Origin of the sequence: Sphingopyxis sp. FD7 (assembly GCF_003609835.1) — a bacterium.
GTDB lineage: Bacteria > Pseudomonadota > Alphaproteobacteria > Sphingomonadales > Sphingomonadaceae > Sphingopyxis.
In genome coordinates this window covers 1749960-1774722 of record NZ_AP017898.1, presented here as the reverse complement: position 1 = coordinate 1774722, position 24763 = coordinate 1749960, and the positions used below count along the sequence as shown (strand labels likewise).

At 66.2% G+C, this 24763-nt stretch carries 18 protein-coding genes; 12 read left to right on the top strand and 6 right to left on the bottom strand.

The window, feature by feature from the left end:
* Window positions 1-111 precede the first annotated feature (111 nt).
* Window positions 112-1293 (top strand): dipeptidase, encoded by a 1182-nt coding sequence (locus tag SPYCA_RS08325; protein WP_232003602.1) that lies wholly within the window; start codon window positions 112-114, stop codon window positions 1291-1293.
* Between the two features lie 140 nt (window positions 1294-1433).
* Here SPYCA_RS08325 and SPYCA_RS08320 read toward each other — a convergent pair whose 3' ends face one another.
* A complete protein-coding gene (locus SPYCA_RS08320; RefSeq protein WP_120219761.1) occupies window positions 1434-2771 on the bottom strand; it encodes a sigma-54-dependent transcriptional regulator in 1338 nt (445 codons plus the stop codon).
* Complete coding sequence (locus SPYCA_RS08315) at window positions 2768-4564, bottom strand: sensor histidine kinase (protein ID WP_120219760.1); 1797 nt, start codon at window positions 4562-4564, stop codon at window positions 2768-2770. Before SPYCA_RS08315 ends, SPYCA_RS08320 begins: the two co-directional genes overlap by 4 nt.
* A 240-nt stretch (window positions 4565-4804) precedes the next feature.
* Between SPYCA_RS08315 and SPYCA_RS08310 the strand changes: the two genes are divergently transcribed.
* Genes SPYCA_RS08310 through SPYCA_RS08295 form a run of 4 tightly spaced genes read left to right on the top strand, consistent with a single transcriptional unit; the run spans window position 4805 to window position 12378 of the window.
* Window positions 4805-6124 carry a dicarboxylate/amino acid:cation symporter gene (locus SPYCA_RS08310; RefSeq protein WP_120222221.1) on the top strand — a complete coding sequence of 440 codons (1320 nt, stop codon included), beginning with the start codon at window positions 4805-4807 and terminating at the stop codon, window positions 6122-6124.
* Window positions 6125-6154: 30 nt separating this feature from the next.
* Window positions 6155-9283 carry a TonB-dependent receptor domain-containing protein gene (locus SPYCA_RS08305; protein ID WP_120219759.1) on the top strand — a complete coding sequence of 1043 codons (3129 nt, stop codon included), beginning with the start codon at window positions 6155-6157 and terminating at the stop codon, window positions 9281-9283.
* A gap of 56 nt (window positions 9284-9339) precedes the next feature.
* A complete protein-coding gene (locus SPYCA_RS08300) occupies window positions 9340-10251 on the top strand; it encodes a DUF4886 domain-containing protein (RefSeq protein WP_232003600.1) in 912 nt (303 codons plus the stop codon).
* Between the two features lie 57 nt (window positions 10252-10308).
* Window positions 10309-12378 (top strand): transglycosylase domain-containing protein, encoded by a 2070-nt coding sequence (locus SPYCA_RS08295; protein ID WP_232003598.1) that lies wholly within the window; start codon window positions 10309-10311, stop codon window positions 12376-12378.
* A gap of 62 nt (window positions 12379-12440) precedes the next feature.
* Here the strand turns inward: SPYCA_RS08295 and SPYCA_RS08290 are convergent, their stop codons facing one another.
* Genes SPYCA_RS08290 through SPYCA_RS08275 form a run of 4 tightly spaced genes read right to left on the bottom strand, consistent with a single transcriptional unit; the run spans window position 12441 to window position 19277 of the window.
* Window positions 12441-13547, bottom strand: coding sequence for a DNA alkylation repair protein (locus SPYCA_RS08290; RefSeq protein ID WP_120219756.1), 1107 nt, complete (start codon window positions 13545-13547; stop codon window positions 12441-12443).
* Window positions 13544-14959 carry an efflux transporter outer membrane subunit gene (locus SPYCA_RS08285; RefSeq protein WP_120219755.1) on the bottom strand — a complete coding sequence of 472 codons (1416 nt, stop codon included), beginning with the start codon at window positions 14957-14959 and terminating at the stop codon, window positions 13544-13546. The genes SPYCA_RS08290 and SPYCA_RS08285 overlap by 4 nt, the downstream gene beginning before the upstream one ends.
* Window positions 14952-18116, bottom strand: a complete 3165-nt coding sequence (locus SPYCA_RS08280) for an efflux RND transporter permease subunit (protein WP_120219754.1) — start codon at window positions 18114-18116, stop codon at window positions 14952-14954. Before SPYCA_RS08280 ends, SPYCA_RS08285 begins: the two co-directional genes overlap by 8 nt.
* Window positions 18117-18122: 6 nt before the next feature.
* Complete coding sequence (locus tag SPYCA_RS08275; protein WP_120219753.1) at window positions 18123-19277, bottom strand: efflux RND transporter periplasmic adaptor subunit; 1155 nt, start codon at window positions 19275-19277, stop codon at window positions 18123-18125.
* A gap of 113 nt (window positions 19278-19390) precedes the next feature.
* Between SPYCA_RS08275 and SPYCA_RS08270 the strand changes: the two genes are divergently transcribed.
* From SPYCA_RS08270 to rplA, 7 genes are all read left to right on the top strand, one after another.
* Window positions 19391-20035 (top strand): TetR/AcrR family transcriptional regulator, encoded by a 645-nt coding sequence (locus SPYCA_RS08270; protein WP_172595013.1) that lies wholly within the window; start codon window positions 19391-19393, stop codon window positions 20033-20035.
* Between the two features lie 58 nt (window positions 20036-20093).
* Window positions 20094-21440: an MFS transporter gene (locus SPYCA_RS08265; RefSeq protein WP_120219751.1), complete on the top strand. Its 1347-nt coding sequence runs from the start codon at window positions 20094-20096 to the stop codon at window positions 21438-21440.
* 157 nt (window positions 21441-21597) lie between these two features.
* Window positions 21598-21795, top strand: coding sequence for a preprotein translocase subunit SecE (gene secE / locus SPYCA_RS08260; RefSeq protein WP_120219750.1), 198 nt, complete (start codon window positions 21598-21600; stop codon window positions 21793-21795).
* A 35-nt stretch (window positions 21796-21830) separates the two neighbouring features.
* Window positions 21831-22367: a transcription termination/antitermination protein NusG gene (gene nusG, locus SPYCA_RS08255; RefSeq protein ID WP_011541737.1), complete on the top strand. Its 537-nt coding sequence runs from the start codon at window positions 21831-21833 to the stop codon at window positions 22365-22367.
* A 61-nt stretch (window positions 22368-22428) separates the two neighbouring features.
* Entirely contained in the window at window positions 22429-23373 is a 945-nt protein-coding gene (locus SPYCA_RS08250; protein WP_172595012.1) for an acyl-CoA thioesterase, read from the top strand.
* Between the two features lie 252 nt (window positions 23374-23625).
* Window positions 23626-24057, top strand: a complete 432-nt coding sequence (rplK, locus tag SPYCA_RS08245) for a 50S ribosomal protein L11 (protein WP_120219749.1) — start codon at window positions 23626-23628, stop codon at window positions 24055-24057.
* Window positions 24058-24059: 2 nt separating this feature from the next.
* On the top strand, window positions 24060-24758 hold the full coding sequence (rplA, locus tag SPYCA_RS08240; protein WP_120219748.1) for a 50S ribosomal protein L1: 699 nt from the start codon (window positions 24060-24062) through the stop codon (window positions 24756-24758).
* Window positions 24759-24763 lie beyond the last annotated feature (5 nt).

The window sequence follows — 24763 nt, the reverse complement described above, 5'->3', positions numbered from 1 at the left end:
CTTTCGCAAGGCCGGGCCGCGCGCGCCGACAAAGGGGGATCGACCCATTTCATCCTTGATGCCCCGATCATAGCGATTGGCATGGCCACACCCGCCGGTTCGTGGAGAATGATGTTGAAACCTGTCTCGATCCTGCTGGCCGCGGCCACCCTTGCCGCCTGTTCAACCGGCGACGACAAGCCAAAGCCGTCCGAAGCACCGCTGCACAGCCGGATGCTCGTGCTCGACACCCATCTCGACACGCCGCTTCATTTCGAGCGCGCGGGGTGGAGCTTTGCCGATCGTCACACGTTGGCCGATGATATGGTCCAGCTCGATATTCCGCGGATGAAGGACGGCCATCTCGATGGCGGCTTCTTCGTCATCTATACCGAGCAGGGGCCGCTGACGGCAAAGGGCTATGCCGACGCGCTCGCCTTTGCGCGGGGAAGGTCGGACCTGATCGACAGGACCATCGCGAAATATCCCGACGCGATTGCCCCCGCGCGCACCGCGGCGGACGCCGAGCGGCTGACGCGCGCGGGCAAGCTGGTCGCCTTCAAGTCGATGGAAAACAGCTATCCGCTCGGCGAGGATCTGGCGCTGCTCGAGGAGTTTTACCGCAAGGGCGTGCGGATGGCGGGGCCGGTGCATTCGCGAACAAACCAGCTTGCCGACAGTGCGACCGGCGAGGCCCGCTGGAAGGGGCTGAGCCCGCTTGGCAAGCAATGGGTGGCCGAAATGAACCGCCTCGGCATCGTCATCGACGCGAGCCATTCATCCGATGCCGCATTCGATCAGCTGCTGGAGCTGTCGAAATATCCGATCATCCTCTCGCACTCCAGCCTGCGCTCGGCCTATGACCATCCGCGCAACCTCGACGACGCGCGGCTGAAGGCGCTTGCGGCGAAGGGCGGGGCGATGTGCATTTCGACGGTCTTCCTGTCCGAAATGAACATGACCCCGGCGCGCGGCGAGCTGTTCGGGCAATATGAGCGGATCGGCACCATGACGCGCGCCGAGCAGGCCGAGCTCCACCGGAAATGGCGCGAACTCGACAAGCGCGAGCCCTTATGGGCGGCGGATTTCGAGGATTATATGAAGATGGTGCTGCGCGCGATCGAGGTGGCTGGCCCCGATCATATCTGCTTCGGCGCCGACTGGGACGGCGGCGGCGGGCTGAAAGGCATCGAGGACATAACCGCGCTGCCCAAGGTCACGGCCAGGCTGAAGGCGGCGGGCCATTCTGACGCCGACATCGAAAAAATGTGGAGCGGCAACGTGCTGCGTATCCTCGCGGCGCAGGGGAAATAGCGCGAGCCGGATTGACGCCCGCCCCATATTCCATCGTCATCCCGGCGAAGGCCGGGATCTCACCTTACTCTGCCTGACGCACCGGCGAGATCCCGGCCTTCGCCGGGATGACGACCTTGCTGGTTGTCCCCTTGCCGCGCTCAGCCGCGGAACCGTTTCGGGTCGATCCCCAGCTTGGCCATCTTGTCGTACAGCGTCTTTCGCGGCACGCCGAGCTGCGCCATCGTTTCGGCGATATTGCCGCGTGTCTGGGCAAGCGTGTCCTCGATGATCGTCGCCTCGAACCGGCGCAGCCGCTCGGCGAGCGGCGCGGCGGCGGGCATCGCCGAACGCGCGGGGTCGGACGGCAGGTCGAGCACGACGCTATAGGCAAAGTTCTTGAGCTCGCGGACGTTGCCCGGCCAGTCATGTTCGACCAGATGCCGCCGCGTGGCGTCGTCGATCCGGAACCCCGGCAGGCCCATTTTGGAGGCCGCTTCATCGAGGAAGAAGGCAAAGGTCTGCGGAATGTCCGACCGCCGCTCGCGCAGCGGCGGGATACGCAGCTTGACGACGTGCAGCCGGTAATAAAGATCCTCGCGAAAGTCGCCGCCGCGCACCGCGTCCATCAGGTCGGTCTTGGTTGCCGCGACGACGCGCAGGTCGACGGGCTCGGGCGCGCTGGCGCCGAGCGGTTGCACCTCGCGCTCCTCGATCACACGCAGCAGCTTCGCCTGCACCGCGGGGTGCATCGTGTCGATCTCGTCGAGGAACAAAGTCCCGCGATGCGCGCTGCGGATACGCCCCGCTTGCCCCAGCTTGCCGGTCGCGCGGTCGGTCAGGTCGCTGCCGAACAGTTCGGCTTCGGCCAGGTCGTGCGGCAGTGCGGCGCAATTGACCGCGACGAGCGACGCCGCGCTCCGCCGGCTCTGGCGGTGGAGCATGTGCGCCACCAGCTCCTTGCCCGTTCCCGTCTCGCCCTCGATCAGCACGTCGATGTCGGCCTGTGCCAGCTGCGCGATCGTCTCGCGCAAACGAACCATCGCGGGGCTGTCGCCGATCAAAGGACTGTCGATGGCCGCCGCCGCGGCGGTCAGCCGCCGGTTGTCGAGGATCAGCGCGCGGTGCGCGAGCGCGCGGCGCACGACGCCGACCAGATGGTCTGCCGCAAAAGGCTTGGCGAGGAAGTCGAAGGCGCCGTCGTGCAGTGCGCGCACCGCCATCGTCACATCGGCGTGGCCGGTTATCAGCACCACGGGAATGTCGGCGTCGATGGCGTGGATCGCGGCGCGCAGCTCCAGCCCGTCCATGCCCGGCATTCTGATGTCGGTGACGACGATCCCCGCGAAATCGGCGGCGATGCGCGGCAGCACGCTCTGTGCATCGGCAAAGGTTTCGACCGCCAGGCCTGCCAGGTCGAGCGTCTGCGCATTGGCTTCGCGCAGCGTCGCATCGTCGTCGACGAAGAGGATCGACTGCTCGGTGGTGAAAAAACTCATGCCGACCTCAGCGTCAGGCGGAACCCCGCACCGCCCAATGGCGAGGGGATGAGCGTCAGCGTGCCGCCGAACGCCTTCACAATGTCGCTGGCGATCGCGAGCCCCAGCCCCAGGCCATCGGGGCGGCCGGTGACGAAGGGGGTGAACAGCTGCGGCCTGATGTCGGCGGGTACGCCGGGGCCGTTGTCGCAAATGTCGATGATCACCGGGTCGCTGCCATGCGCGGTCAGGCTGATGCGGGCATCCTCGACGCCGCGCACCGCATCGGCGGCATTCTGCAACAGGTTGACCAGGATTTGCTCCAGCCGGACGCGGTCGGCGTGGACGCTCGCCGCGGGGTTCTCGATGTCGATGGCGAGCGCGATGCCCTGCGCGCGCAGCCGGTCGCCGATCAGCAGCAGCGTGCCGTCGATGGCGGACTGCAACGCGACCGGCCCCAGCGGCGCGGGCGCACGGCGCGCGAAATTGCGCAATTCGCCGGTGATCGCGCCGACGCGCGCGGTCAGCGCGACGATATGGTCCAGATTGGCGCGCGCCTTGTCGTCCTCTGCCCGGCTCAGATAGGCGAGGGCGTTTTCGGCAAAACTGCGGATCGCCGCGACCGGCTGGTTGATCTCGTGCGCCACCCCCGCGGTGATCTGTCCGATCGAACCGAGGCGGCTGGCCTGCGCCAGCTCCTCGCGCGCGGCGCGATAGCGGCGGTCGGTTTCGGCCTGCCGCTCGGACGCCTGCCGCAGCTCGTCGTTCGCATCGCGGAGATCGCGCGTGCGCGCGGCCACTTCGCGTTCGAGCGCCTCATGCGCCGCCTGCCGCAGCGCCTGCCGTTCGACGAGGCGGAGCAGGGTGACGATCGCAGCGCCGACAAGGATGAGAAGGATCAGGAAGATCACGCGCGCGGTCGCATCGGCACTCGCGCGCGCGGGTTCGGCGGGCTGGAGCAGACGCAGCGTGCTGCCGGGCAGCGACACGCGCTCCGCCACCTGAAAATAGGAGCGATCGCCGATGCGGAGGAGGTCGCCGCTGCGGCGGAGGGGCAGCGGGTCGAGCGGCGCGTCGCCATAGCTGCGCGTCGCGCGCAGCCGCTGGCGGTCGGCCGCCGACAGGGGCGCGAAGGCGCGAAAGCGCCAGCGCGGCACGCTGCTCATCACGACGATGCCCGCGGCGTCGGTGACGAGCGTTGTCGCAGCCGAATCGGCCCAGCGGGTTTCCAGCTTGTCGAACTCGACCTTGAGCACGATGACGCCGAGCGCCCGTTCGCCCGCATTGACGCGCCGTGCAAGGTAGAGGCCGGGACGCCCGCTCACCGTTCCCAGAGCGAACAATTCGGCCTCGCCGCGCTGCATCGCGCCCCGAAAATAAGGGCGGAAGCGGTAATTTTCGCCGACGAAGCTGGTCGGCGACTGCCAGTTGCTCGCCGCGATCGTCGTGCCGTCGGCATCGAGCACATAGATCACCGCCGCATCGGTGCGCGCCGCCAGCTGTTCGAGCTCACGGTTCAGGCGGCGCGACGCCGCATCGCTCTTGTCGGCGAGCGCGGCGCGCACATCGGGAAATTCGGTGAGCACGCGCGGCAGCAGGCGGAACTTCTGCAATTCGCTTTCGAGCAGGCTCGCGTGCGCGCGGGCATTCTGTTGCGCTTCCACGGCCGTCTGCGCTCCGGCGCGGTCGGCGGCCCAGTGGGCGAGGCCGAACCCCGCGAGCAGCAGGATCGCCAGCCCCGTGGCGACCGCAATCAGCAACCGGCGGCGGCCGGTGGAGGGAGCGATGATGGGCGAATCGCGCGACTCGGTCATGTGCGGATTATTGCACAACAAGGGATTTTAGTATGTGGCATTTCGCACAAATCGCGTGGACGTGCCGATCCTGCCCGATATTTAATATATGAAATACATCGTCTTATCTGGATTTCGTCGCCCGTTTGACCGCCGATCCACCGGCTCCCTAAACTTGCCCAAAGACCAGTGAACGGCCGCAGGTCGCGCCGCCGCGGCGCACAACAAGGGGAGAGGCTGGTGGCAGCCAACGTCAATGTGATGGCAGCGCCGACCCCTGCCCGGCCGCGCGCCTGGTGGTCGCATCTGTATGTGCAGGTGCTCGCCGCGATCGTTGCGGGTGTGCTGCTCGGCCATTTCTGGCCCGCGGTCGGCACCGAACTCAAGCCGCTCGGCGACGGCTTCATCAAGCTGGTGAAGATGATCATCGCGCCGGTCATCTTCCTGACCGTCGCAACCGGCATCGCCTCGATCGGCGGCGAGACGAAAGCGCTCGGCCGCGTCGTCGGCAAGACCTTTGCCTATTTCCTCTTTTTCTCGACGCTCGCGCTGATCGTCGGGCTGGTGGTCGCCAATGTGGTGCAGCCCGGCGCGGGGATGAATATCGACCCCGCGACGCTCGACGCGGGCGCGGTCGCGCAATATCAGGCGAAGGCGCATGAGGCGACGCTGACCGCCTTCCTGCTCGACATCATTCCGGTCACCTTCGTCTCGGCGCTGACCGAAGGGTCGATATTGCAGGCGCTGTTCGTCGCGATCCTGTTCGGGCTTGCGCTGTCGCACGCGGGCGAGCCGGGGCGGCAGGTGCTGACCCTGCTCGAAACGGTTTCGACGGTGTTTTTCGGCCTCGTCGCGATGCTGATGAAGTTCGCGCCGATCGGCGCGTTCGGCGCGATGGCCTTCACCATCGGCAAATATGGCGTCGAATCGCTTGCCAATCTCGGCCTGCTGATCGCGACCTTCTATCTGACCTCGCTCTTTTTCGTGATCGTGATCCTCGGCGCGGTCGCGCATTTCTCGGGCTTTTCGATCTTTCGCCTGATCGCCTATCTCAAGGCCGAACTGCTGCTCGTGCTCGGCACCTCCTCGTCCGAAGCCGCCTTGCCCAGCCTCATCGAAAAGCTCGAGCGCGCAGGCTGCGCCAAGCCGATCGTCGGCCTCGTCGTGCCGACGGGCTACAGCTTCAACCTCGACGGCACCAACATCTACATGACGCTCGCGGCGGCGTTCATCGCGCAGGCGGTTGGCGTCGACCTCAGCCTCGGCGACCAGATCGCACTGCTGCTCGTCGCGATGGTCAGCTCGAAGGGCGCGGCGGGGGTCACCGGCGCGGGGTTCATCACGCTCGCGGCGACGCTGTCGATCGTGCCGTCGGTGCCCGTTGCGGGGCTCGCGCTGATCCTCGGTATCGACCGCTTCATGAGCGAGTGCCGCGCGCTCACCAATTTCATCGGCAACGCGCTCGCGGCGATCGTCGTGGCGGGCTGGGAAAAGGGGCTCGACCGCGACGCGCTCGCCCGCGCGCTCGCTGGCGATCCCGCGCCACTGGCCGCAGTGCCGATCGAAACCGACACCGACTGACCGGACAAATAAAGAAGGATGGGGGATGATATGATCAAGACCATAAAGAGCCGCTGGGTGCGCCAGAGCAGCCGGATCGCGCTGATCGTCGCGGCCGGAATGACGGCGACGATGGTGCAGGCGCAGGACGCCGCGCCGCAGGACGAAACTGCTCGGGCTGCCGCCGACGAGGAAATCGTCGTGACCGGATCGAACATCAAGGGGGCCTCGGACAGCGGCGCGATCGCGGTCACGACGCTCGGCAAGGAGGAGATCGACAGCTTCGGCGCCAGCTCGACCGGCGAGATCATGGAATATATCGCGCAGGCGGGTTCGGCCGAAATCAACGGCGCCGCCGATGGCCCGAACGATGCGCGCGGCGACGTCGCGACGGTCAATCTGCGCGGGCTTGGCACCGGCAATACGCTGATCCTGCTCAACGGCCGCCGTATCGCGGCGCACGCCGCGAACCAGGACATCGGATCGACCCCGCGCCAGATCGTCAACGTCAACGCCTTTCCGGCGACGGGCATCGACCGGGTCGAGGTGCTGCGCGATGGCGCGTCGGCGCTCTACGGATCGGACGCGACGGCGGGGGTGGTGAACACGATCCTCGACGCGGACTTCAACCGCAATGTGCTGAACTTTGAATATAGCAGGCTTGAGGGGACGAAATCCGACGAGATCAGCATTGATGGCGGCTTTGGCGTCGAGTTCAACAAGGGGCGCACGCGCCTGATGGTCTCGGGCAGCTATTATGATCGCAATGGCCTCTTCTCCAGCGAACTGGGGCCGCAATTCAACTCGGTCGACAAGCGCGCTTTTCTCGGTGACTCGCCCTTTGCGACCGAGACGGTCGATTTTCGCAACACCTCGACCTCGTCACCCTTTGGCCAGTTTCAGGTCGGGTCGGTCAATGCCGACGGCGTCTTCGTCGGTCGGCGCGTTCGCCAGGGCACGACGGCGCTCACCAGTTCGAGCGGCGTTTTTCACATCCAGCCGTGCGGTTTCCCCGGAACCCGCGCCGAACTCGGCACGGGCAGCGAGGGCTGCATGGGGCTCGACGATGGTTCGCTCGACACGGCATTGCGCTATGATTTCGGGGCGAACCAGCCGAACAATTCGCTGAACGAGGGCGTCGATATCGCCAACGATCCGGTGACGGCCAAGGGACGTCAGCTGATTTCGTCGGCCAAGCGCTATAACGCTTTCGCCAATCTGGAGCATGAGTTCGAGGGCGGCGTCGAACTCTTCGCCGAGGCGCTTTATTACCGCGCGACCACCAGTTCGAACCGCGCGGCGCAGCCCGTCGACAGCGGGCTCGCCTTTCTGATCGTCCCGGCGAGCAATTACTGGAATCCCTTCGGCGCGGTCGGCAGCCCAAACCGCTTGCCCGGCCTCAATAGCAGCGATGTGCCCGCCGAAGGGCGCGACATCCTGCTCGTCAACTGGCGCCCGACCGACCTTGGCCCGCGCTTTATCGACACGCAGACCGAAACCTATCGCCTGCTCGCCGGGCTGCGCGGCCAGTTCGGCGATTGGGACTGGGAAGGCGCGGTGGCGATGAGCGGCAACCGCACCGAAGACACCGAAAGCAATCGCCTGTCGAAGACTTTGCTCGCGGCCGAGCTGGCGAAAGCGACCCCCGACGCGATCAACCCCTTCGGCGGCCCCAACGCCAACACGAAGGAGCAGTGGGACCGGGTGCGGATTTCCAATACCAACGTCGGCACGACCGAATTGATGACCGCCGATTTCCGCATATCGAACAACGCCGCCTTCGACCTGATCGACGGTCCCGTCGGGCTCGCTTTCGGGGCCGAGTGGCGGCATGATTATTATGAAGAGGATCGCGACCCGCGGCTCGACGGGACGATCATCTTCGATGAATCGAACGTTTCCGGCGTGTCCGACGTTGTGGGGGTCAGCCCGACGCGCGACTCCAGCGCGGGCCGCGACGTTTTTTCGGCCTTTGGCGAGGCGCTGATCCCGCTGCACCGCGGCGAGGGGAGGTTCATCAACGATTTGACGCTGCAACTCGCGGTGCGCGGCGAGTATTTCGATGACATCAAGGACGGGGCGGTGAAGCCCAAGGTCGCGCTGTCATGGTTCCCGGTCGCGGCGTTCAACCTGCGCGCCGCCTATTCGCAGGGCTTTCGCGTTCCCAATCTGGTCCAGCTCAACCGCGGCGACATTTCGCGGCTGAACCTCGGCACCGAGGATTATTACCGCCGAGACGTGACGGGCGATCCGGTATCGACCGGCGACGCCTATCTGGCGTCGGTCCGCCAGTCGAACCCTGACCTCAAGAATGAAGACACCGAAACCTTTGTCGTCGGCGCGACGCTCGATCTCACCAAAGCTTTTGAAAGCAACGTCTTCCGGCGCTTTGTGATCAATGTCGATTATTGGCGCTTCGAGCAGACGGGCGTGATCGGCGCCTTTGGCGATCAGGAAGCGCTCGCGCTCGACTTCCTGCTGCGCCAGCAGGGTTCGAGCAATCCCAACGTCGTCCGCGCGCCGGTGACCGCCGCCGATCAGGCCGCCTTCGACGCCTATAATGCCGCCAATCCCGATGCGCCGCGGCAGGCGGCGGGGCAGGTCCAGTTCATTTTCGATCCCTATATCAACCTTGACCGCCAGGTTGCGGACGGTTTCGATTTCGGCCTGTCGACCAGCATCGACGCGGGGTCGGCGGGCACCTTCCGCTTCGGGGTGGAGGCGACCTATCTCAACAAGCTCGATGTGGTGCGCAACGACCTGCTCGCCGCGCTCGCCCAGAACCCCGCCTTCGCGGGCGACTTTGCCGAATTGCAGGTCGATCGCGTCAAGCTCGACGGCAATCCGCGCTGGCGCGGCACCGCGACCTTCGGCTGGCGGCTGGACGATTTCAGCTTGGGCGGATCGGTGCGCTATGTGTCCGACATGATCGACACCAGCGCCGACATCACCGTCGATGGCGAAACCGTCTACTGGAAGGTCAAGGAGGATTGGCGCGTCAACCTCTATGGCGAATATCGCTTCCGGCTCGGCGACCGCCGCGACGTGCGCCTGCGCCTTGGCGTCAACAACGTCTTCGACAGCGCGCCGCCGCTCGTCGACGAAAGCTATGGCTATTACCCCGAATATCATTCGGTTAAACCGCGCGAGTTCTACGTCCAGCTTCGGGGCAGCTTTTAATGCGATATAGCGAACGAACGGCTTCGGGGCTTCGATCCACTGGACCCCTGAAGGCCATGTGGGGCGCGGTGCTGCTCGCGCTGGCGGGGTGCGCGCCCGGCCAGGCGGTCGCCAGCACCGCCCCGCATGGTGATGCCGCGGCGGCGCGGAGCGAACCCAGGGCCGCGCCGCGAACGATTCTGTTCATCGGCAACAGCTTTACGCAGGGCGCGCATTCGGCGGCGCGCAACTGGCGCGCGGGATCGGTCACCGACCTTAATAACGCCGGCTATGGCGGCGTTCCGGCGCTGTTCAAGCTGTTCACCGAGCAGGCGGGGCTCGACTATCGGGTCAGCCTCGAGACGCAGGGCGGCAAGTCGCTGGGCTTTCATTATGACGAGCGGCGCCAGCGGTTCGACCGCGCGTGGGACGTCGTCGTGCTGCAGGAGTTCAGCACGCTCGACCGCGACCGGCCCGGCGATCCCGGCAATTATTTGCGCGATGTCGATCGGCTTGCCAGGCTGTTCAAGGCGCGCAATCCTGCGGTCGACATCCGCCTGATGGCCAGCTGGACGCGCGCCGACCAGACCTATACGCCCAAGGGACATTGGTATGGCAAGCCGGTGACCGCGATGGCCGACGATCTGCGCGCCGCCGCCGACAAGGTGCGCGCATCCAACCCCGCGATTGCCGGCATCCTGCCGGTCGGACAGGCGTGGAACCGCGCGATGATGGAGGGGGTGGCCGATCCCAACCCCTATGACGGCATCGGCTATGGCCAGCTCGACCTGTGGGCCTATGACCATTATCACGCCAGCGTCGCGGGCTATTATCTCTCGGCGCTGGTGACCTTTGGCGCGGTCACCGGCCGCGATCCGACGACGCTGGGACCGGATGAGAAGGGAGCGGACGAGCTTGGCCTTTCCAATGCGCAGGCGGCGGCGTTGCAGCGCGTCGCGCGCGATACGCTGCGCAGCGCGGGCAGCTGAGACGGCGCGACAAGCCATTTGCCTATGCTGTGTTGGGGCTGTAATACGGCCCCAAGCATGACCTGGTTCCGCAAACCCGAAGGCGCCGACCCCACCCTTGCGATGACGGGTGGTGGGCCGTTCGCCGACGTTCCGCCGTCATCGCCGCTGTCGCTGACCCCGCCGCTTCCCGAATCCAGGCGGCGTAAATGGGCGCGCCGGATCGCGCGCGGATTTTCGGTTCTGTGCGTGATTTTCATCCTGCTCGTCGGCTGGCTTGCGCTCACCGCGCCGCTGTCGAAATCGCTCGAACCGATCGCGCCGCCGCAGATTACCCTGCTCGCGTCCGACGGGACGCCGATCGCGCGGTCGGGGGCGATCGTCGATCGGCCGGTCAGGGCGCGCGACCTGCCCGACCATGTCACCGGCGCCTTCCTCGCGATCGAGGACCGGCGCTTTTATTCGCACTGGGGCATCGACCCGCGCAGCGTCGCGCGCGCCGTGTGGAGCAACATGACGGGCGGTCCGACGCAGGGCGGCAGCACGATCACCCAGCAGCTCGCCAAGTTCACTTTCCTGACGCCGAAGCGCACGCTGGGACGCAAGGCGCGCGAGGCGCTGATCGCCTTCTGGCTGGAGGCGTGGCTGACGAAGGACGAAATCCTCGAACGCTATCTGTCGAACGCCTATTTCGGCGACAACACCTATGGGCTGCGCGCGGCGTCGCTCCATTATTTCTACCGCCAGCCCGAAAATCTGACCCCGGCGCAGGCGGCGATGCTCGCGGGGCTGGTGCAGGCGCCCTCGCGCCTCGCCCCGACGCGCAATCCCGGCCTCGCCGAAAAGCGCATGAAGCTGGTGCTGAACGCGATGGTCGCGACGGGCCGGATGACCGAGCGCGAGGCGCGCGCGATCCGCACCCCGCGCATCGACGTGCGCACGCGCAATACGCTGCCCACGGGCACCTATTTCGCCGACTGGGCGCTGCCCGAGGCGCGCAAATTGAGCGACGTCGGCTATTCGCGCCAGACGATCGCGACGACGCTCGATGCGCGGCTTCAGGCGATCGCGCGGCGCGTCACCAGCCGCGCGGGGCTGGGCAAGGCGCAGGTCGCGCTCGTCGCGATGCGCCCGAATGGCGAGGTCGTCGCGATGATCGGCGGCAAGGATTATGCCGCCTCGCCCTTCAACCGCGCGACGCAGGCGCGGCGCCAGCCAGGATCGACCTTCAAGCTGTTCGTTTATCTTGCCGCGCTGCGCGCCGGGTGGGAACCGGGTGACATGATCGACAACCGCGCGATCGAAACGGGCGCCTATCGCCCCAAAAATGCGGGCGGCGCCTATTCGCGGCAGATCAGCCTCGAAGACGCCTTTGCGTCGTCCAGCAACGTTGCCGCCGTGCGCCTGTTCAGCGAAGTTGGCAGCGACAAGGTGATCGACATGGCGCGCGACCTGGGCGTCACCGCGCCGCTGGCCGAGGGTGATCCCAGCCTTGCGCTCGGAACGTCGAGCATGACCTTGCTCGAACTCACCGCCGCCTATGCCGCGGTTGCGGCGAACAGCTATCCGGTCGAACCGCACGCCTTCAAGGCCGAGGAAAAGGGCTGGCTCGAAAATCTCGTCTGGGGGCCGTCGCGCTTCGGGTCGCGTGTGCACAAGGATATGGAAAAGATGCTGCGTGCCGCGGTCAATCGGGGAACGGGCCGCGCGGCGCGGCTGCCGCAGCCCAATTTCGGCAAGACGGGCACCAGTCAGGACAATCGCGACGCGCTGTTCGTCGGCTATGCGGGCGGCCTCGTCGTTGGCATCTGGATCGGCAATGATGACAACAGCCCGCTTCAGGGGATCTCGGGCGGCGGCCTGCCCGCGCGCATGTGGCGCGATTTCATGATCCAGGCGGCGGGGCAAAAGGCGTCGCCGCGGCCGCGCCCCGTCGATCCGACCGGGCCCGTCGAGCCGCAGGACAGTCCGGTGATTCCTGACGTTGGCGACATTCCCATCGCCGACGGCACGCGCATCGGCATCCGGGACGGCGACGCCGTGATCTCGACGGAGATCAATGGCAGCCGCATCGACCTTCGCGTCCCGATCGAGGACCGCCAGCCCGAACCGATCGGACCCGATACCGGGGCGCCGCCGGGCAATTGATTCCATTCATTCCGTCGTCCCGGCCTGCGCCGGAATGACGAGCTGGAGAGAGGCGGCCGGGTCTAATCGTTGGCGTCGGCCAGGAGTTCGAACGACGCTTCGCCAACCCCCCGACCATTGACGATCAACTCGACCCTGTGCCGCCCCGGATGATGGCGGCGCGTGGTGAAGTCGCGAATCGTCTGCGAGATCGACAGCGTGGCGATGTCGCGGCCCGCCAGCGTGAAGCTCTTGAGCTTGAACACCTTGGCCGCGCTCTTGCCACCGGGGCGCGCGTAACGGATGCGGTAATCGACCACCAGCGGCTGAGCGTCGGGTGACTCGGACGCCAGCTCGACGGCGATGGCAATCCGCTCGCCAAGGCGCACCGACGCGGGTTCGACAATAAAGCGGCGCACCGTCACCGCTGCCCCGTGCCCGACGCCGATCAGCGCAAGCGCGGCGGGGTCGCCTTTCTTGATCAGCGTGCGCAGCGCGTGGCGGACGATCCATGCGGTGCGCTCGTCCTCCTGCGGCCAGGCGGCGAGACGGCCGAGCAGCCAGTCGGGCCGATCCTTGGCAATGTCGTTGAGATGATTCGCGACCGATTTGCGGACATAGATGGCAGGGTCAGCCCTCAGCGCCTCAAGGATCGGCGCGGCGCGTGTAGGATCGGCCTTCAGCGCGGACACCCGCGCCGCCCAGGGCAGGCGCGGCCGCGCGCCTTCGCTCGCGAGCCGCCGGACATGCTCGTCGGCGCTCGCGGTCCAGCGCTCCATCGTCGCCAGCGCGCGGTCGGGATCGGCGGCGAGGAACGGACGGATCGCGAACTCGGCCGAACCGAAGCGCGTGAGGTCGGCGAGCGCCGCCATCGAGCGGTCGAAATCGTCGAGGCCATGGCGCGCCACGACTTCGGTGATCGCGATCGCCTGAAAAGCGTGCGTCAATCGCGGCGCCATGGCGCGCAACGTATCGAGTGTAGCGCCATAGTCATCGGGCAGTGCATGGTGCAGCGCATCGGCGATATGGCGCACGCGCTCCATGATCGACAGCGCGTCGAGGCCGTCCGACGCGGCGCGCACGAACATCGGCCGGTCGAAGTGCGGTGTGGCCGCCGCCCCGGCGTCGGCGATCGTCGCGATCGCTTGAGGGCCGAGCAGATTTTTGAGCAGCAGCGTCTCGCCGCTCACCGCGCCGCGCCTCCTGCGCGCTCGACCAGCCCGCCGCCGAGCGCGACATAGAGGGTGACGAGATTGTCGACCTGCGCGCGGCGGAGCTCGATCAGCGTCTGTTCGGACGCGAACAGATTGCGCTCGGCGTCGAGCACTTCGAGATAGGTCGAAACGCCCTCCCGGTACCGCTTGCGCGCGAGGTCGGCGATCTGCCGCGTGGCGAGCGTGCCGCGCTCCTGCGCCGCGACCTGTTCGGCGAGATAGCGGCGGCCCGCGAGCGCGTCGGCCACTTCGCGAAAGGCGCCCTGCACGGTGCGTTCATAGGTGGCGACGGCGATGTCCTCGCGCGCCTCGGCGACGGTCAGATTGCCTTGCCGCCGTCCGAAATCGAAGATCGGCAGGCTGATCGACGGGCCGAAGCTCCACGTCATCCCATCGTCGCCGAACAGGTCGTCGAGCGCGCCCGAGGCAAAGCCGAAGCTGCCGGTGAGCGAGATCGACGGGAAAAAGGCGGCGCGCGCCGCGCCGACATTGGCGCGGGCGGCGCGCAGCCGTTCTTCGGCCGCGACGATGTCGGGGCGGGCGACGAGCAGGTCGGAGGGCAGTCCTGCGGTCAGCGCGGGCGACCCGGCCTGCGCGACAAGCGGGAGCGGCGCGGGCAGGGGCCCCGCGACCGGACCGCCGGTCAGCACGGCGAGAAAATTGTCGGCCTGCGCCTTGCCGAGTTTCAGACTGGCGAGCTGCGTCTCCGCCTGCGTCAGCAGCGTCTCCGACTGGCGATAGTCCAGCGCCGAGGTGACCCCGGCGTCGAGGCGGCGCCTGGCGATGCGCAGCCCTTCCTTGCGGCTCGTCACCGTCGCTTCCGCCAGCTCGATCTGCTCCTCGGCGCCGCGCGAGGCGAAATAGGTCGAGGCAACGTCGCGCACGAGCGCAAGGCGAAAGGCGCGCTCGGCCGCCTCGGTCGCGAGATACTGGCTGCGCGCCGCTTCGGAGAGATTCTTGACGCGCCCCCAGAAATCGAGCTCGAACGAGGTGACGCCGACGCCGATGGAATAGCGGTTCGTCGTGTCGGTGCCCGCACCGGTCAGCGATGGGCCGCGCGTCCGCGTTGCGTCAGCGCTGGCGCCGATGGTCGGCAGGCGATCGGCCGCCTGGATGCGATAGAGGCCGCGCGCCTCCTCGATCTGCGCCACCGCAACGGCGAGATCGCGGTTATGGGCGATCGCTTCGACGATCAGCGCTTCGAGTCGCGGATCGGCAAAGAAATCGCGCCAGGCGATATCGGTCGCGCGCTGGCCGAGCGTCACGTCGCCCGCGAATTCGGCGGGATAATCGGCTGCGGTCGCCAGCGGCGGCCGCTCGTGTGGCGGCGCCATGTTCACGCATCCAGCGAGCGTTGTCGCTGCGGCGAGCGCAATCAGCTTACGCATGGCCGGGTTCCTCATGATGACCTTTCTCGGCGGGGGCGGGGGGCCGCTTGCGGCTCAGCCACTTGCGCACCGACAGATAGAAGAGCGGGATGAAGAAGATGCCGAGCAACGTCGCGGCGATCATCCCGCCCATCACGCCCGATCCGACCGCGATGCGGCTCGCGGCGCCCGCCCCGGTCGCGATGACGAGCGGCACCATGCCGAGGATGAAGGCCAGGCTGGTCATGATGATCGGCCTGAGGCGCAGCTTCACCGCCTCCATCACCGCGTCGAGCGTCGACTTGCCCTCCGCCTCCTGCTCGATCGCGAATTCGACGATCAGGATCGCATTCTTCGCGGCAAGCCCGATGATCGTGATCAGGCCGACGTTGAAATAGATGTCGGCCGAAAGTCCTCTGACCATCGAGAAGAGGACCGCGCCGAGCACGCCCAGCGGCACCACCAGCAGCACCGCGACCGGCACCGACCAGCTTTCATAAAGCGCCGCGAGCAGCAGGAAGACGACGACGAGCGACAGGCCCAGCAACATGCCGATCTGCCCCGCCGACTGCTTCTCCTCATAGGAAATGCCGGTCCATTCATAGGAGAATCCAGGCGGCAATTGCTCCGCCAGCCGCTCCATCTCGGCCATCGCCTCGCCGGTCGACTGGCCCGGCGCGGGCTCGCCCGAGATGGTCATCGCCGGATAGCCGTTGTAGCGCTGAAGCTGCGGGGGTTCGGCCGACCATTCGGCCTTGCTGAACGATCCGAAGGGGACCATGTCGCCCGTTGCGCTGCGCACGCGGAGATCGAGCACGTCCTGCGGCGTCATCCGGTTGGCGGCGTCGGCCTGGAGCAGCACGCGCAGCACGCGGCCTTCGCGCGTGAAATCATTGGCATAGGCGCTGCCGAAACTGATCGCGAGCGTTGCATTAACGTCACCGATCGACAGGCCGAGCGCGCGCGCCTGGATTCGGTCGATGTCGAGCTTCAGCACCGGCGCGTCCTCCTGCCCTTCGGGGCGGACGTTGGCGAGCAGCTTGCTCTGCATCGCGCCGCCGAGCATCTGGTTGCGCGCGGCGACCAGCGCCTCGCGCCCGTTCGCGCCGCGATCCTGCAATTTGAAGGTGAAGCCGCTCGACGTGCCGAGTTCGGGGATCGACGGCGGGCTCAGCGAAAAGGCAAAGGCCTCCTTTATGCCCATCAGCGTGCCCATCGCCTTGCCGGCGATCGCGTCGGCGCTGTCGCCTTCGCCCGTGCGTTCGTCCCAGGGTTTCAGCGGCGTGAACATGATCGCGTTCGCCTGCCCCTGGCCAAAGAAGCTGAAGCCGTTGACGAGCACGATGTTCGCGACCTGCGGCTGTTCGGCGAAAAAGGCCTTGACCTGTTTCGTCGCTTCGTTGGTGCGCTGCGTCGTGGCGCCGGGCGGCGCCTGGATCACGGTGATGAGATAGCCCTGGTCCTCCTGCGGCAGGAAGGATCCGGGCAGGCGGAAGAACAGCAGCGCGGTCACCGCGACCATCGCCACGAACACTCCCAGCCAGCGCAGCGGCGCGGACAGCATCTTGCCCACGCTGCCCTGATAGCGGTCGGTCGTGCGGCCGAACCATTCGTTGAAGCGCGCAAAGAAGCGATCGAAGAACACGCCCACGGGGCCCGTCCGCTGCGTCTGGTCGTGCGGCTTCAGCATCGTGGCACAGAGCGCCGGCGTCAGCGTGAGCGCGAGCAGCGCCGAGAAGGCGATCGAGATCGCCAGCGTCATCGAGAATTGGCGATAGATGCCGCCGGTCGATCCGGGGAAAAAGGCCATCGGGATGAACACCGCGATCAGCACCAGCGTGATGCCGATGATCGCGCTGGTGATCTGTCCCATCGCCTTCACCGTCGCCTCATAGGGCGGCAGATGCTCTTCGTTCATGATGCGCTCGACATTCTCGATCACGACGATCGCGTCGTCGACGAGGATGCCGATCGCCAGCACCATGCCGAACAAGGTCAGCACGTTGATCGAAAATCCGAACATCCAGAGGCCCAGGCACGCCCCCGCGAGCGCGATCGGCACGACGATCGTGGGGATCACCGTCGCGCGCCAGTTCTGCAGGAACAGGAACATGACGAGGAAGACGAGGACCATCGCCTCGACCAGCGTTTTCACCACCTCCTCGATCGACAGCTCGACAAAGGGCGTCGTGTCGTAGGGGATCGACCAGCTGATGTCGGGGGGGAAGCCCTTTTCCAGTTCCGCCATCTGCGCGCGCACGCCCGCGGCGGTCGACAGCGCATTGGCGCCGGGGGTCAGCTGGACCGCAAGGCCCGCCATCGGCTTGCCGTTGAGCTCGGACGAGAAGAGATAGCTTGCGGCGCCCAGCTCGACGCGGCCGACGTCGGCCAGCGTCACCGCCGACCCGTCGGGGTTGGCGCGCAGAATGATGCTTTCAAACTGTTCGGGCTTGGTGAAGCGGCCCTGCGTCGTGATGACGGCGTTGAGCTCGGCGCCCTTGGCGATCGGCTGGTCGCCCAACTGGCCGCCCGGCGTCTGGCTGTTCTGTTCCTGCACCGCGCCCAGCGCTTCGGCGGCGGAGAGATTGTAGGACGCGAGCTTTTGCGGATCGAGCCAGATGCGCATCGCATATTCGGGCGCGAACGCCTGCACATTGCCGACGCCGTTCACGCGGCGAAGCTCGTCGAGCACGCGCGTGTTGGCGAAATTGTTGACCTCCATCGGGTCGGTGTTGCCGCTCTTCGAGGTGATCGCGACGATCAGCAGGAAGCCCGAATTGGCCTCGGTCACCGAAATGCCCTGGCGCCGCACATCTTCGGGCAGGCGCTGTTCGACGCGGCGCAGGCGGTTCTGCACCTCCATCTGCGCATTGTCGATGTCGGTCCCCGCCTCGAAGGTCAGGGTGATCGACGCGGTGCCGTTCGATTCGCTGGTCGAGGCCATGTAGAGGAAACCCTCGACGCCGTTCAGTTCCTGCTCGATGACCTGCGTGACATTCTGCTCGAGCGTGCTCGCGTCGGCGCCGGGATAGGTCACGCCGATCGTCAGCGACGGCGGCGCGACCGAGGGATATTGCTCGACGGGCAACCCGCGCAGCGCGATGATCCCGGCGAGCAGGATGCCGATGGCGATGACCCAGGAGAAAATGGGCCGGTCGATGAAAAAGCGGGGGGTCATGCCGGATCAGCGCTTCGCGGGCGGCGTCGACGCCGTTCCCTTGGGCGGCGCGATGCGGACCGGCTGGCCCGGCTGCACCTTTTGCAGCCCGTCGACGATCACCCGGTCGCCGGGTTTCAGCCCATCGAGCACCGCCCACTGGCCCGCGACCATCGCGCCGAGCTTGATCGGGCGCGGCGTCGCAACATTCTTCGCGTCGAGCACCATCACGCTCGCATTATCGGCAGTCAGCTTGACCGCGCGCTGCGGGATCAGCATCCCGTCGGCGCGGTTGCCGGCAAAGATGCGCGCGCGCACGAACTGGCCGGGAAGCAGCGCGGCGTTGGGATTGGGGAACTCGGCGCGCAGCGCGGCGGTCCCCGTTGCCTCGTCGATGGATAGGTCGAGGAAGTCGAGGTGGCCGACGACAGGGTAGGCGCTGCCATCCTCAAGGATAAGCTGGACTTCGACCCTTTCGAGCTGCGGCGCGCTGATCCGGCCCGACCCCATGTCGCGGCGCGTCGCCAGCAGGTCCGAACTCGACTGGCCGAAATTGACATAGACGCGGTCGATCTGCTCGATCGTCGTCAGCAGCGTGCCCTGCGCGGCGCTCACGAGCGCGCCCTCGGTCACTTCGGCGCGGCGCACGCGGCCTGAAATCGGCGCGGTGACCGACGCATAGCCGAGGTTGAGCCGCGCCGACTCCAGATTGGCCTGCGCCGCCTGGACATCGGCTTCGGCGGTGCGCTGCGCGGCGACCGCGGCGTCATATTCCTGCCTGCCGATCGCCTGGTCGGCGAGCAGCGGCTGATAGCGCGCGACCACCTGCCGCGCGTTCGCTGCGGTCGCCTGTGCGCGGGCCAGTTGCGCGCGCGCGGCGTTGGCGTTCGCGATCAGCTGGCGCGGGTCGATACGGAAAAGCGCGGTGCCCGCGCGCACGAAACTGCCTTCGTCGAACAGGCGGCGTTCGACGATGCCATCGACACGCGCCCGAACCTCCGACGTCCGATACGCCTGGACGCGGCCGGGTAGCTCGATGACATTGGGCACGGCCTGCGCGCGGACGGTGACGATATTCACTTCGGGCGGCGGCGGCGCGGATGGCGCTTCGGACGAGCAACTGGTCAGCAGCAGGACGAGTGCGGCGCCGACGGCGCAGCGGGGAGGAGAGACGCGACTCATGTTGACCCCTGAAAAATCGCTGTTGTGCGGGATGTTTTTATAGGCGAAAGCTTGCGCCGACGATGCTCTGTAATTCAAATTACAGTCATGGGCAAGGGACGAGGAATGAAAAATTGACGGAGCCGGGAACGACTTTATCTCAAAGAGATACAGGATCACCGCGCGAACGGCGGCACAATGCGATTCTGGATGCGGCGGAGGCTCTGTTCCTCGAACAGGGTTATGACCGCACCAGTCTCGCCGACATTGTCCGGCGTTCGGGTGGCTCTCTGGCGACGCTTTATGACCTTTTCGGGAACAAGCAGGGCCTGCTGCGCGCCATGGCGACGCGGTGGTCCGAAGAGACTGCGTTCAGCCCCCCCGATCCGGCGGCGACCGCGGCCATGTCGAACGTGGACCTTCTTAAAAGCTATGCCTATCGGCAGAGCGATGCGATGCAGTCGCCGCGCGCGATAGCGCTCATGCGGATGCTGGTGTCGGAAAGCGTGCGCGACCGTGATTTCGCGGTCGGCATCTATCGCGACATCCATCTGCCCGCGATCGCCGAATTGACCGAACTCTTCACCCGCTGGGCGGCGGCGGGCGAGGCCGACATTGACGATCCCGAAGCCGCAGCGAAATTGTTCCTCAACATCGTATTCGGCGATTCGATGCTCAACGCGCTGGCGGGAATCGAGGAAGAATGGCTGGGCAGGGAAGAGATCGACTGGCGCCTTCGGCCGTTCATATCGCATTTCAGGATATGCCAGATTCATTGACACGGCTGTCAATAGCTGAAAGCATTGCGCTTCCTGCCTTTTTGGGGAGCGTCGTCACATGGCCAGTTCCGCCCTGCCAACGGCCGCGTCCGCGCCCCGCCCGCCGGCGCTGCGGCCGCGGGTCGTCGCGGCCTATGCTGCGACCGCAGGGCCAACGGCAATGCTCGCGCTGCCGTTCAGCGTCTATCTCCCGCCCTATATCGCCGAAGGCGGGGTGATTCCGGTGGCGCTCGTCGGGTTGCTTTTTTCGCTCACGACGATCTGGGACGGGGTGGTCGATCCGCTGATCGGGACGATGGTTGATCGCGTCCGCACCGGGCTCGGCGCGCATCGCCGCTGGATGCTGATCGCGTTGCTGCCACTCGGCCTGCTGCTGCTTGCGCTCGTCGCGGTCGGCGACCGCTTACCGTTCGCCGCGCTGTTTCTGATTATGGTGCTCTTCTACTCCAGCTTCAGCCTTTACGAAGTCGCCCAGCTGTCGTGGGGTTCGGCGCTCGTGCGCACCCCCGCCGACAGCGCGCTGCTCTACGGGATGCGCGACTGGTTCGCGAAGATCGCGCTGATCCTGGCCTTCGCCGCTCCTGCGGCGGCACAATTGCTCATGCCGTCGATCAGCCTGCAGGGACGGATCATCGCCTATGCCAGTCTCTTCCTGCTTTTGGCGCCGGTCGCCCTCTATGCCATCGCGCGCGTCCCGCGGCGTCGCGTCGTCGCCGAACCGGGAATCGGCTGGCGCCACGAAATGCGCGTCTCGCTTGGCTTTCCGCCAATGATGCTGCTCTTCGGCGTGCAGTTCCTCAACAGTTTCGCGTTCGGATCGCTCACCTCGCTATTCGTCTTTTTTGCCGATGCCGTGTTGGGCCTCGACGCCCAGAGCGCGGTGCTTCTGTTCGCGAGCTTCGTCGGCGGCGCGCTGGCTTCGCCCGTCTGGACTTTCCTCGCGCGGCGCTTTGGCAAACCGCCGATGATGATTGCGATGGCGCTGCTCATTTCGACGCTCCTCGTGGCCACGCTGGGACAGGCGCCACGCGGGCTTGCGCAGGCGACGCTCTTTTCGCTGGCGCTCGGCACCGGTTTCGTCGGCCTGCTGTTCATTCACTCGATGCTCGCCGATCTGATCCCGCGCGATGCCGAACGCTGCGGCCGGTCGCGCGCGGCCTTCTTGTTCGCGCTGCTCAACCTGATGCAGAAGTTCGGCGTCGCGGCGGCGATCGCGGTCAGCTATGCGATGCTCGACCTTGTCGGCTTCGATCCCAGGGACGGCGCCGCCGCGGCGCGCGAGCTGCATTTCCTTTTCGCGCTCCAGCCGACCGCCAGCTGGGCGGTGATGGTGCTGCTGCTCCTGCTGATGCGCCGTGACTTCGCCCGCGACCATCCGCTTGCAATCGCCACGGCGCGCAAGTAAAGGCCGCTTTCATTCGGACAGATGCGCCGTTTTCCTTCCGCCTTTCGCCGACATGCTCGGGGAGGGTGGGCGGACTGTTGCCCGAAGCGCGCTTGACGCGCCGGGCGCGACGACCCATCTGGCCGGTAACTTTGACGCTTACGAGGACCGAACGGACATGGCGAAAGTCAAAATCGGCGAATTCGTCAACCAGGTGAAGACCGAAGCTGGCAAGATCGTCTGGCCTACCGGCCGCGAAACGGTGCAGACGACGATCCTGGTGCTGATCATGGCCACGATCCTGTCGCTCTTCTTCCTCGGCGTCGATACGGTTTTCAGTTACATCGTCAGCTGGCTGACGTCGCTCGCGCGCTAACGCCCGCGGCTTTCAGGGACAGGATACGGATCATTATGGCGCGCTGGTACATCATTCACGCCTATTCGGGTTTCGAGAACAAGGTTCGCGATTCGGTGCTCGCCGAGGCCGAGCGCATGGGCCTCACCGACTTCGTCGAGGCGGTCGAGGTGCCGGTCGAAACCGTCACCGAGGTCAAGCGCGGCAAGAAGGTTCAGGCCGAACGCAAATTCTTCCCCGGTTACGTCCTCGCCAAGCTGACGATGACCGACGATGTCTATCACCTCGTCAAGAATACGCCGAAGGTCACGGGATTCCTCGGCTCGTCGGGCAAGCCGCAGGCGATCAGCGAGGCCGAAGCCGCGCGCATCCTGAACAGCAAGGAAGAGGCCGCGGCGCGTCCGAAGACCGAAATCCGGGTCGATTACGAAATCGGCGATCAGGTCAAGGTGCTCGAAGGCCCGTTCGCGAGCTTCAACGGCGTGGTCGAGGAACTCGATTTCGACAAGGCGCGCGTGAAGGTCAGCGTCTCGATCTTCGGCCGCGCCACGCCGGTCGAACTCGATTTCGAGCAGGTGGAACGGATGAAGTGACGACCCCAAAAGGTCGTCATCCCCGCGAACGCGGGGATCCAGCGAAAGATGGGATGATCGCATGAGCCTGACTCCCGACGCGATTCAGGCCCGCGTGGAACGCGCGCGCGAAATCCAGGCCACCTTTTCGCCCGAAAAGGTCGTCGCGGCGGTGACGCGGCTGTTCGACCTCGAACCCGTGCCGGGGCTGGAGGATGAGTTCACCTTTCCCGCCTTTGCCAAGCCGACGCGCCAGCGCATCTTTGGCGGGCAGGTGATCGCGCAGGCGCTCGTCGCCGCGGCGCGCACCGTCGATCCCGGAAAGGCGGCGCATTCGCTGCACGCCTATTTCCTGCGCGGCGGCGACGAGGCCAAGCCGCTCCATTTCCGCGTCCACCGCGACTTCGACGGGCGCAGCTTCGCCAACCGCCGCGTCGTGGTGCGACAGGATGGCAAGGTGATCTTCAACCTCACCGCATCCTTTCACGCGCCCGAGCCGGGCGCCGCGCACCAGGCGCTGATGCCCGACCTGCTGCCGCCCGAAGAATGCGCCGAGTTCGTCGAGAATATGGCCGCCGACCCCAATGTCAGCGACGCGCAGCTCGACCGCATGGCGCGGCTGCGGCCGTTCGAGATTCGCAGTTTCCGTCCCCCCTCGACCGAAAAGGCCACGGCGCATTATCAATGGTATCGGCTCGCGGCGCCGATCGGCGACGATCCGCTGCTCCACCGCGCCTTCCTCGCCTATGCCTCCGACATGGGGCTGCTCTCCTCGTCGCTGTTGCCGCACGGTTTCACCTGGTCGACGCCGGGGCTGTTCTCGACCAGCCTCGACCATGCGATGTGGTTCCACGACGACATCCGCGTCGACGACTGGTTCGTCTATGTCATGGACAGCGACTGGACCGGCGGCAGCCGCGGCATCAATCGCGGGCTGATCTACCGCCAGGACGGCACGCTGATCGCCTCGGCGATGCAGGAAGGCCTGCTGCGCATCACGCCGCCCGAAGGCGCGGCGGGCGGATAGGGCGAGATCCCGGCCTTCGCCGGGATGACGATAAGGGCGACATTCTTTTGATCGTCATCCCGGCGAAGGCCGGGATCTCGCCGGTCCGTCGGCGACCAATGCTTGCCTTTTCCAGCCATACCCGCTAACGGCGCCGCTTCGCATCAGGCACGGGTGCGATTCCGCGCGGGAGGAGGGGTGATGCCCTCTGCTTGACCGCTTATTTTGAGCCCCGGATCAAGGTTCGGGGCGACAGAAAGAAAGGAGGCCGTCATGGCCAAGAAGATCAGCGGCTATATCAAGCTGCAAGTTCCGGCGGGGACCGCAAACCCCTCGCCGCCGCTCGGGCCGGCGCTCGGTCAGCGCGGCGTCAACATCATGGAGTTCTGCAAGGCGTTCAACGCCGCGACCGACGGGCTCGACAAGGGCACGCCGACGCCGACGATCATCACCGTCTACGCCGACAAGAGCTTTTCCTTCGTCACCAAGACGCCTCCGGCGACCTACCTCATCAAGAAGGCCGCGAACCTGAAGTCGGGCTCGAAGGAACCCGGCAAGATCAGCGGCGGCAAGATCGCGCGCTCGAAGCTCGCCGAAATCGCCGCGATCAAGATGAAGGATCTCAACGCCAACGACATCGAACAGGCGACGAAGATCATCGAAGGCAGCGCCCGCTCGATGGGCCTCGAAGTGACGGAGGGCTGACCATGGCCAAGCTGACCAAGAAGCAGAAGGCCCTCGAGGGCAAGATTGACAAGGCCAAGCTGCACGGCGTCGACGAAGCGATCAAGCTGGTGCGCGAGCTGGCTTCGGCCAAGTTCGACGAAACGCTGGAAATCGCGATGAACCTGGGCGTCGATCCGCGTCACGCCGACCAGATGGTCCGCGGCGTCGTCACGCTGCCCGCCGGCACCGGCAAGGACGTCAAGGTTGCCGTGTTCGCACGCGGCGACAATGCCGAAAAGGCGCTGGCCGCCGGCGCCGACAAGGTTGGCGCCGAAGACCTGATGGAAGACATGCTCGCGGGCAACCTCGATTATGGCCGCGTCATCGCGACGCCGGATATGATGGGCATCGTCGGGCGCCTCGGCAAGACGCTGGGGCCCAAGGGCCTGATGCCGAACCCGAAGCTGGGCACCGTCACCCCGAACGTCGCCGAAGCCGTGAAGGCCGCCAAGGGCGGTCAGATCGAGTTCCGCGTCGAAAAGGTCGGCATCATCCACGCCGGTCTCGGCAAGCTGTCGTTCGGCGAGGAAAAGCTCCGCCAGAACTTCGACGCCTTCGTCGACGCGATCGTCAAGGCGAAGCCGGCGGGCGCCAAGGGCAAATATGTCCGCAAGGTCGCGCTGTCGTCGTCGATGGGCCCCGGCGTGAAGGTCGATACGGCCGAACTGACCGGCGCCTGATCGAA

What these genes read in the sequence shown, in the direction of transcription:
- nusG (WP_011541737.1), top strand. Translation starts at nt 21,831, where the DNA reads ATGGCGCGCTGGTACATCATTCACGCCTATTCGGGTTTCGAGAACAAG.
- SPYCA_RS08265 (WP_120219751.1), top strand. Translation starts at nt 20,094, where the DNA reads ATGGCCAGTTCCGCCCTGCCAACGGCCGCGTCCGCGCCCCGCCCGCCG.
- SPYCA_RS08310 (WP_120222221.1), top strand. Translation starts at nt 4,805, where the DNA reads ATGGCAGCGCCGACCCCTGCCCGGCCGCGCGCCTGGTGGTCGCATCTG.
- secE (WP_120219750.1), top strand. Translation starts at nt 21,598, where the DNA reads ATGGCGAAAGTCAAAATCGGCGAATTCGTCAACCAGGTGAAGACCGAA.
- SPYCA_RS08280 (WP_120219754.1), bottom strand. Translation starts at nt 18,116, where the DNA reads ATGACCCCCCGCTTTTTCATCGACCGGCCCATTTTCTCCTGGGTCATC.
- rplA (WP_120219748.1), top strand. Translation starts at nt 24,060, where the DNA reads ATGGCCAAGCTGACCAAGAAGCAGAAGGCCCTCGAGGGCAAGATTGAC.
- SPYCA_RS08285 (WP_120219755.1), bottom strand. Translation starts at nt 14,959, where the DNA reads ATGCGTAAGCTGATTGCGCTCGCCGCAGCGACAACGCTCGCTGGATGC.
- SPYCA_RS08275 (WP_120219753.1), bottom strand. Translation starts at nt 19,277, where the DNA reads ATGAGTCGCGTCTCTCCTCCCCGCTGCGCCGTCGGCGCCGCACTCGTC.
- SPYCA_RS08300 (WP_232003600.1), top strand. Translation starts at nt 9,340, where the DNA reads ATGTGGGGCGCGGTGCTGCTCGCGCTGGCGGGGTGCGCGCCCGGCCAG.
- SPYCA_RS08315 (WP_120219760.1), bottom strand. Translation starts at nt 4,564, where the DNA reads ATGACCGAGTCGCGCGATTCGCCCATCATCGCTCCCTCCACCGGCCGC.
- SPYCA_RS08295 (WP_232003598.1), top strand. Translation starts at nt 10,309, where the DNA reads ATGACCTGGTTCCGCAAACCCGAAGGCGCCGACCCCACCCTTGCGATG.
- SPYCA_RS08305 (WP_120219759.1), top strand. Translation starts at nt 6,155, where the DNA reads ATGATCAAGACCATAAAGAGCCGCTGGGTGCGCCAGAGCAGCCGGATC.
- SPYCA_RS08320 (WP_120219761.1), bottom strand. Translation starts at nt 2,771, where the DNA reads ATGAGTTTTTTCACCACCGAGCAGTCGATCCTCTTCGTCGACGACGAT.
- SPYCA_RS08325 (WP_232003602.1), top strand. Translation starts at nt 112, where the DNA reads ATGTTGAAACCTGTCTCGATCCTGCTGGCCGCGGCCACCCTTGCCGCC.
- SPYCA_RS08250 (WP_172595012.1), top strand. Translation starts at nt 22,429, where the DNA reads ATGAGCCTGACTCCCGACGCGATTCAGGCCCGCGTGGAACGCGCGCGC.
- rplK (WP_120219749.1), top strand. Translation starts at nt 23,626, where the DNA reads ATGGCCAAGAAGATCAGCGGCTATATCAAGCTGCAAGTTCCGGCGGGG.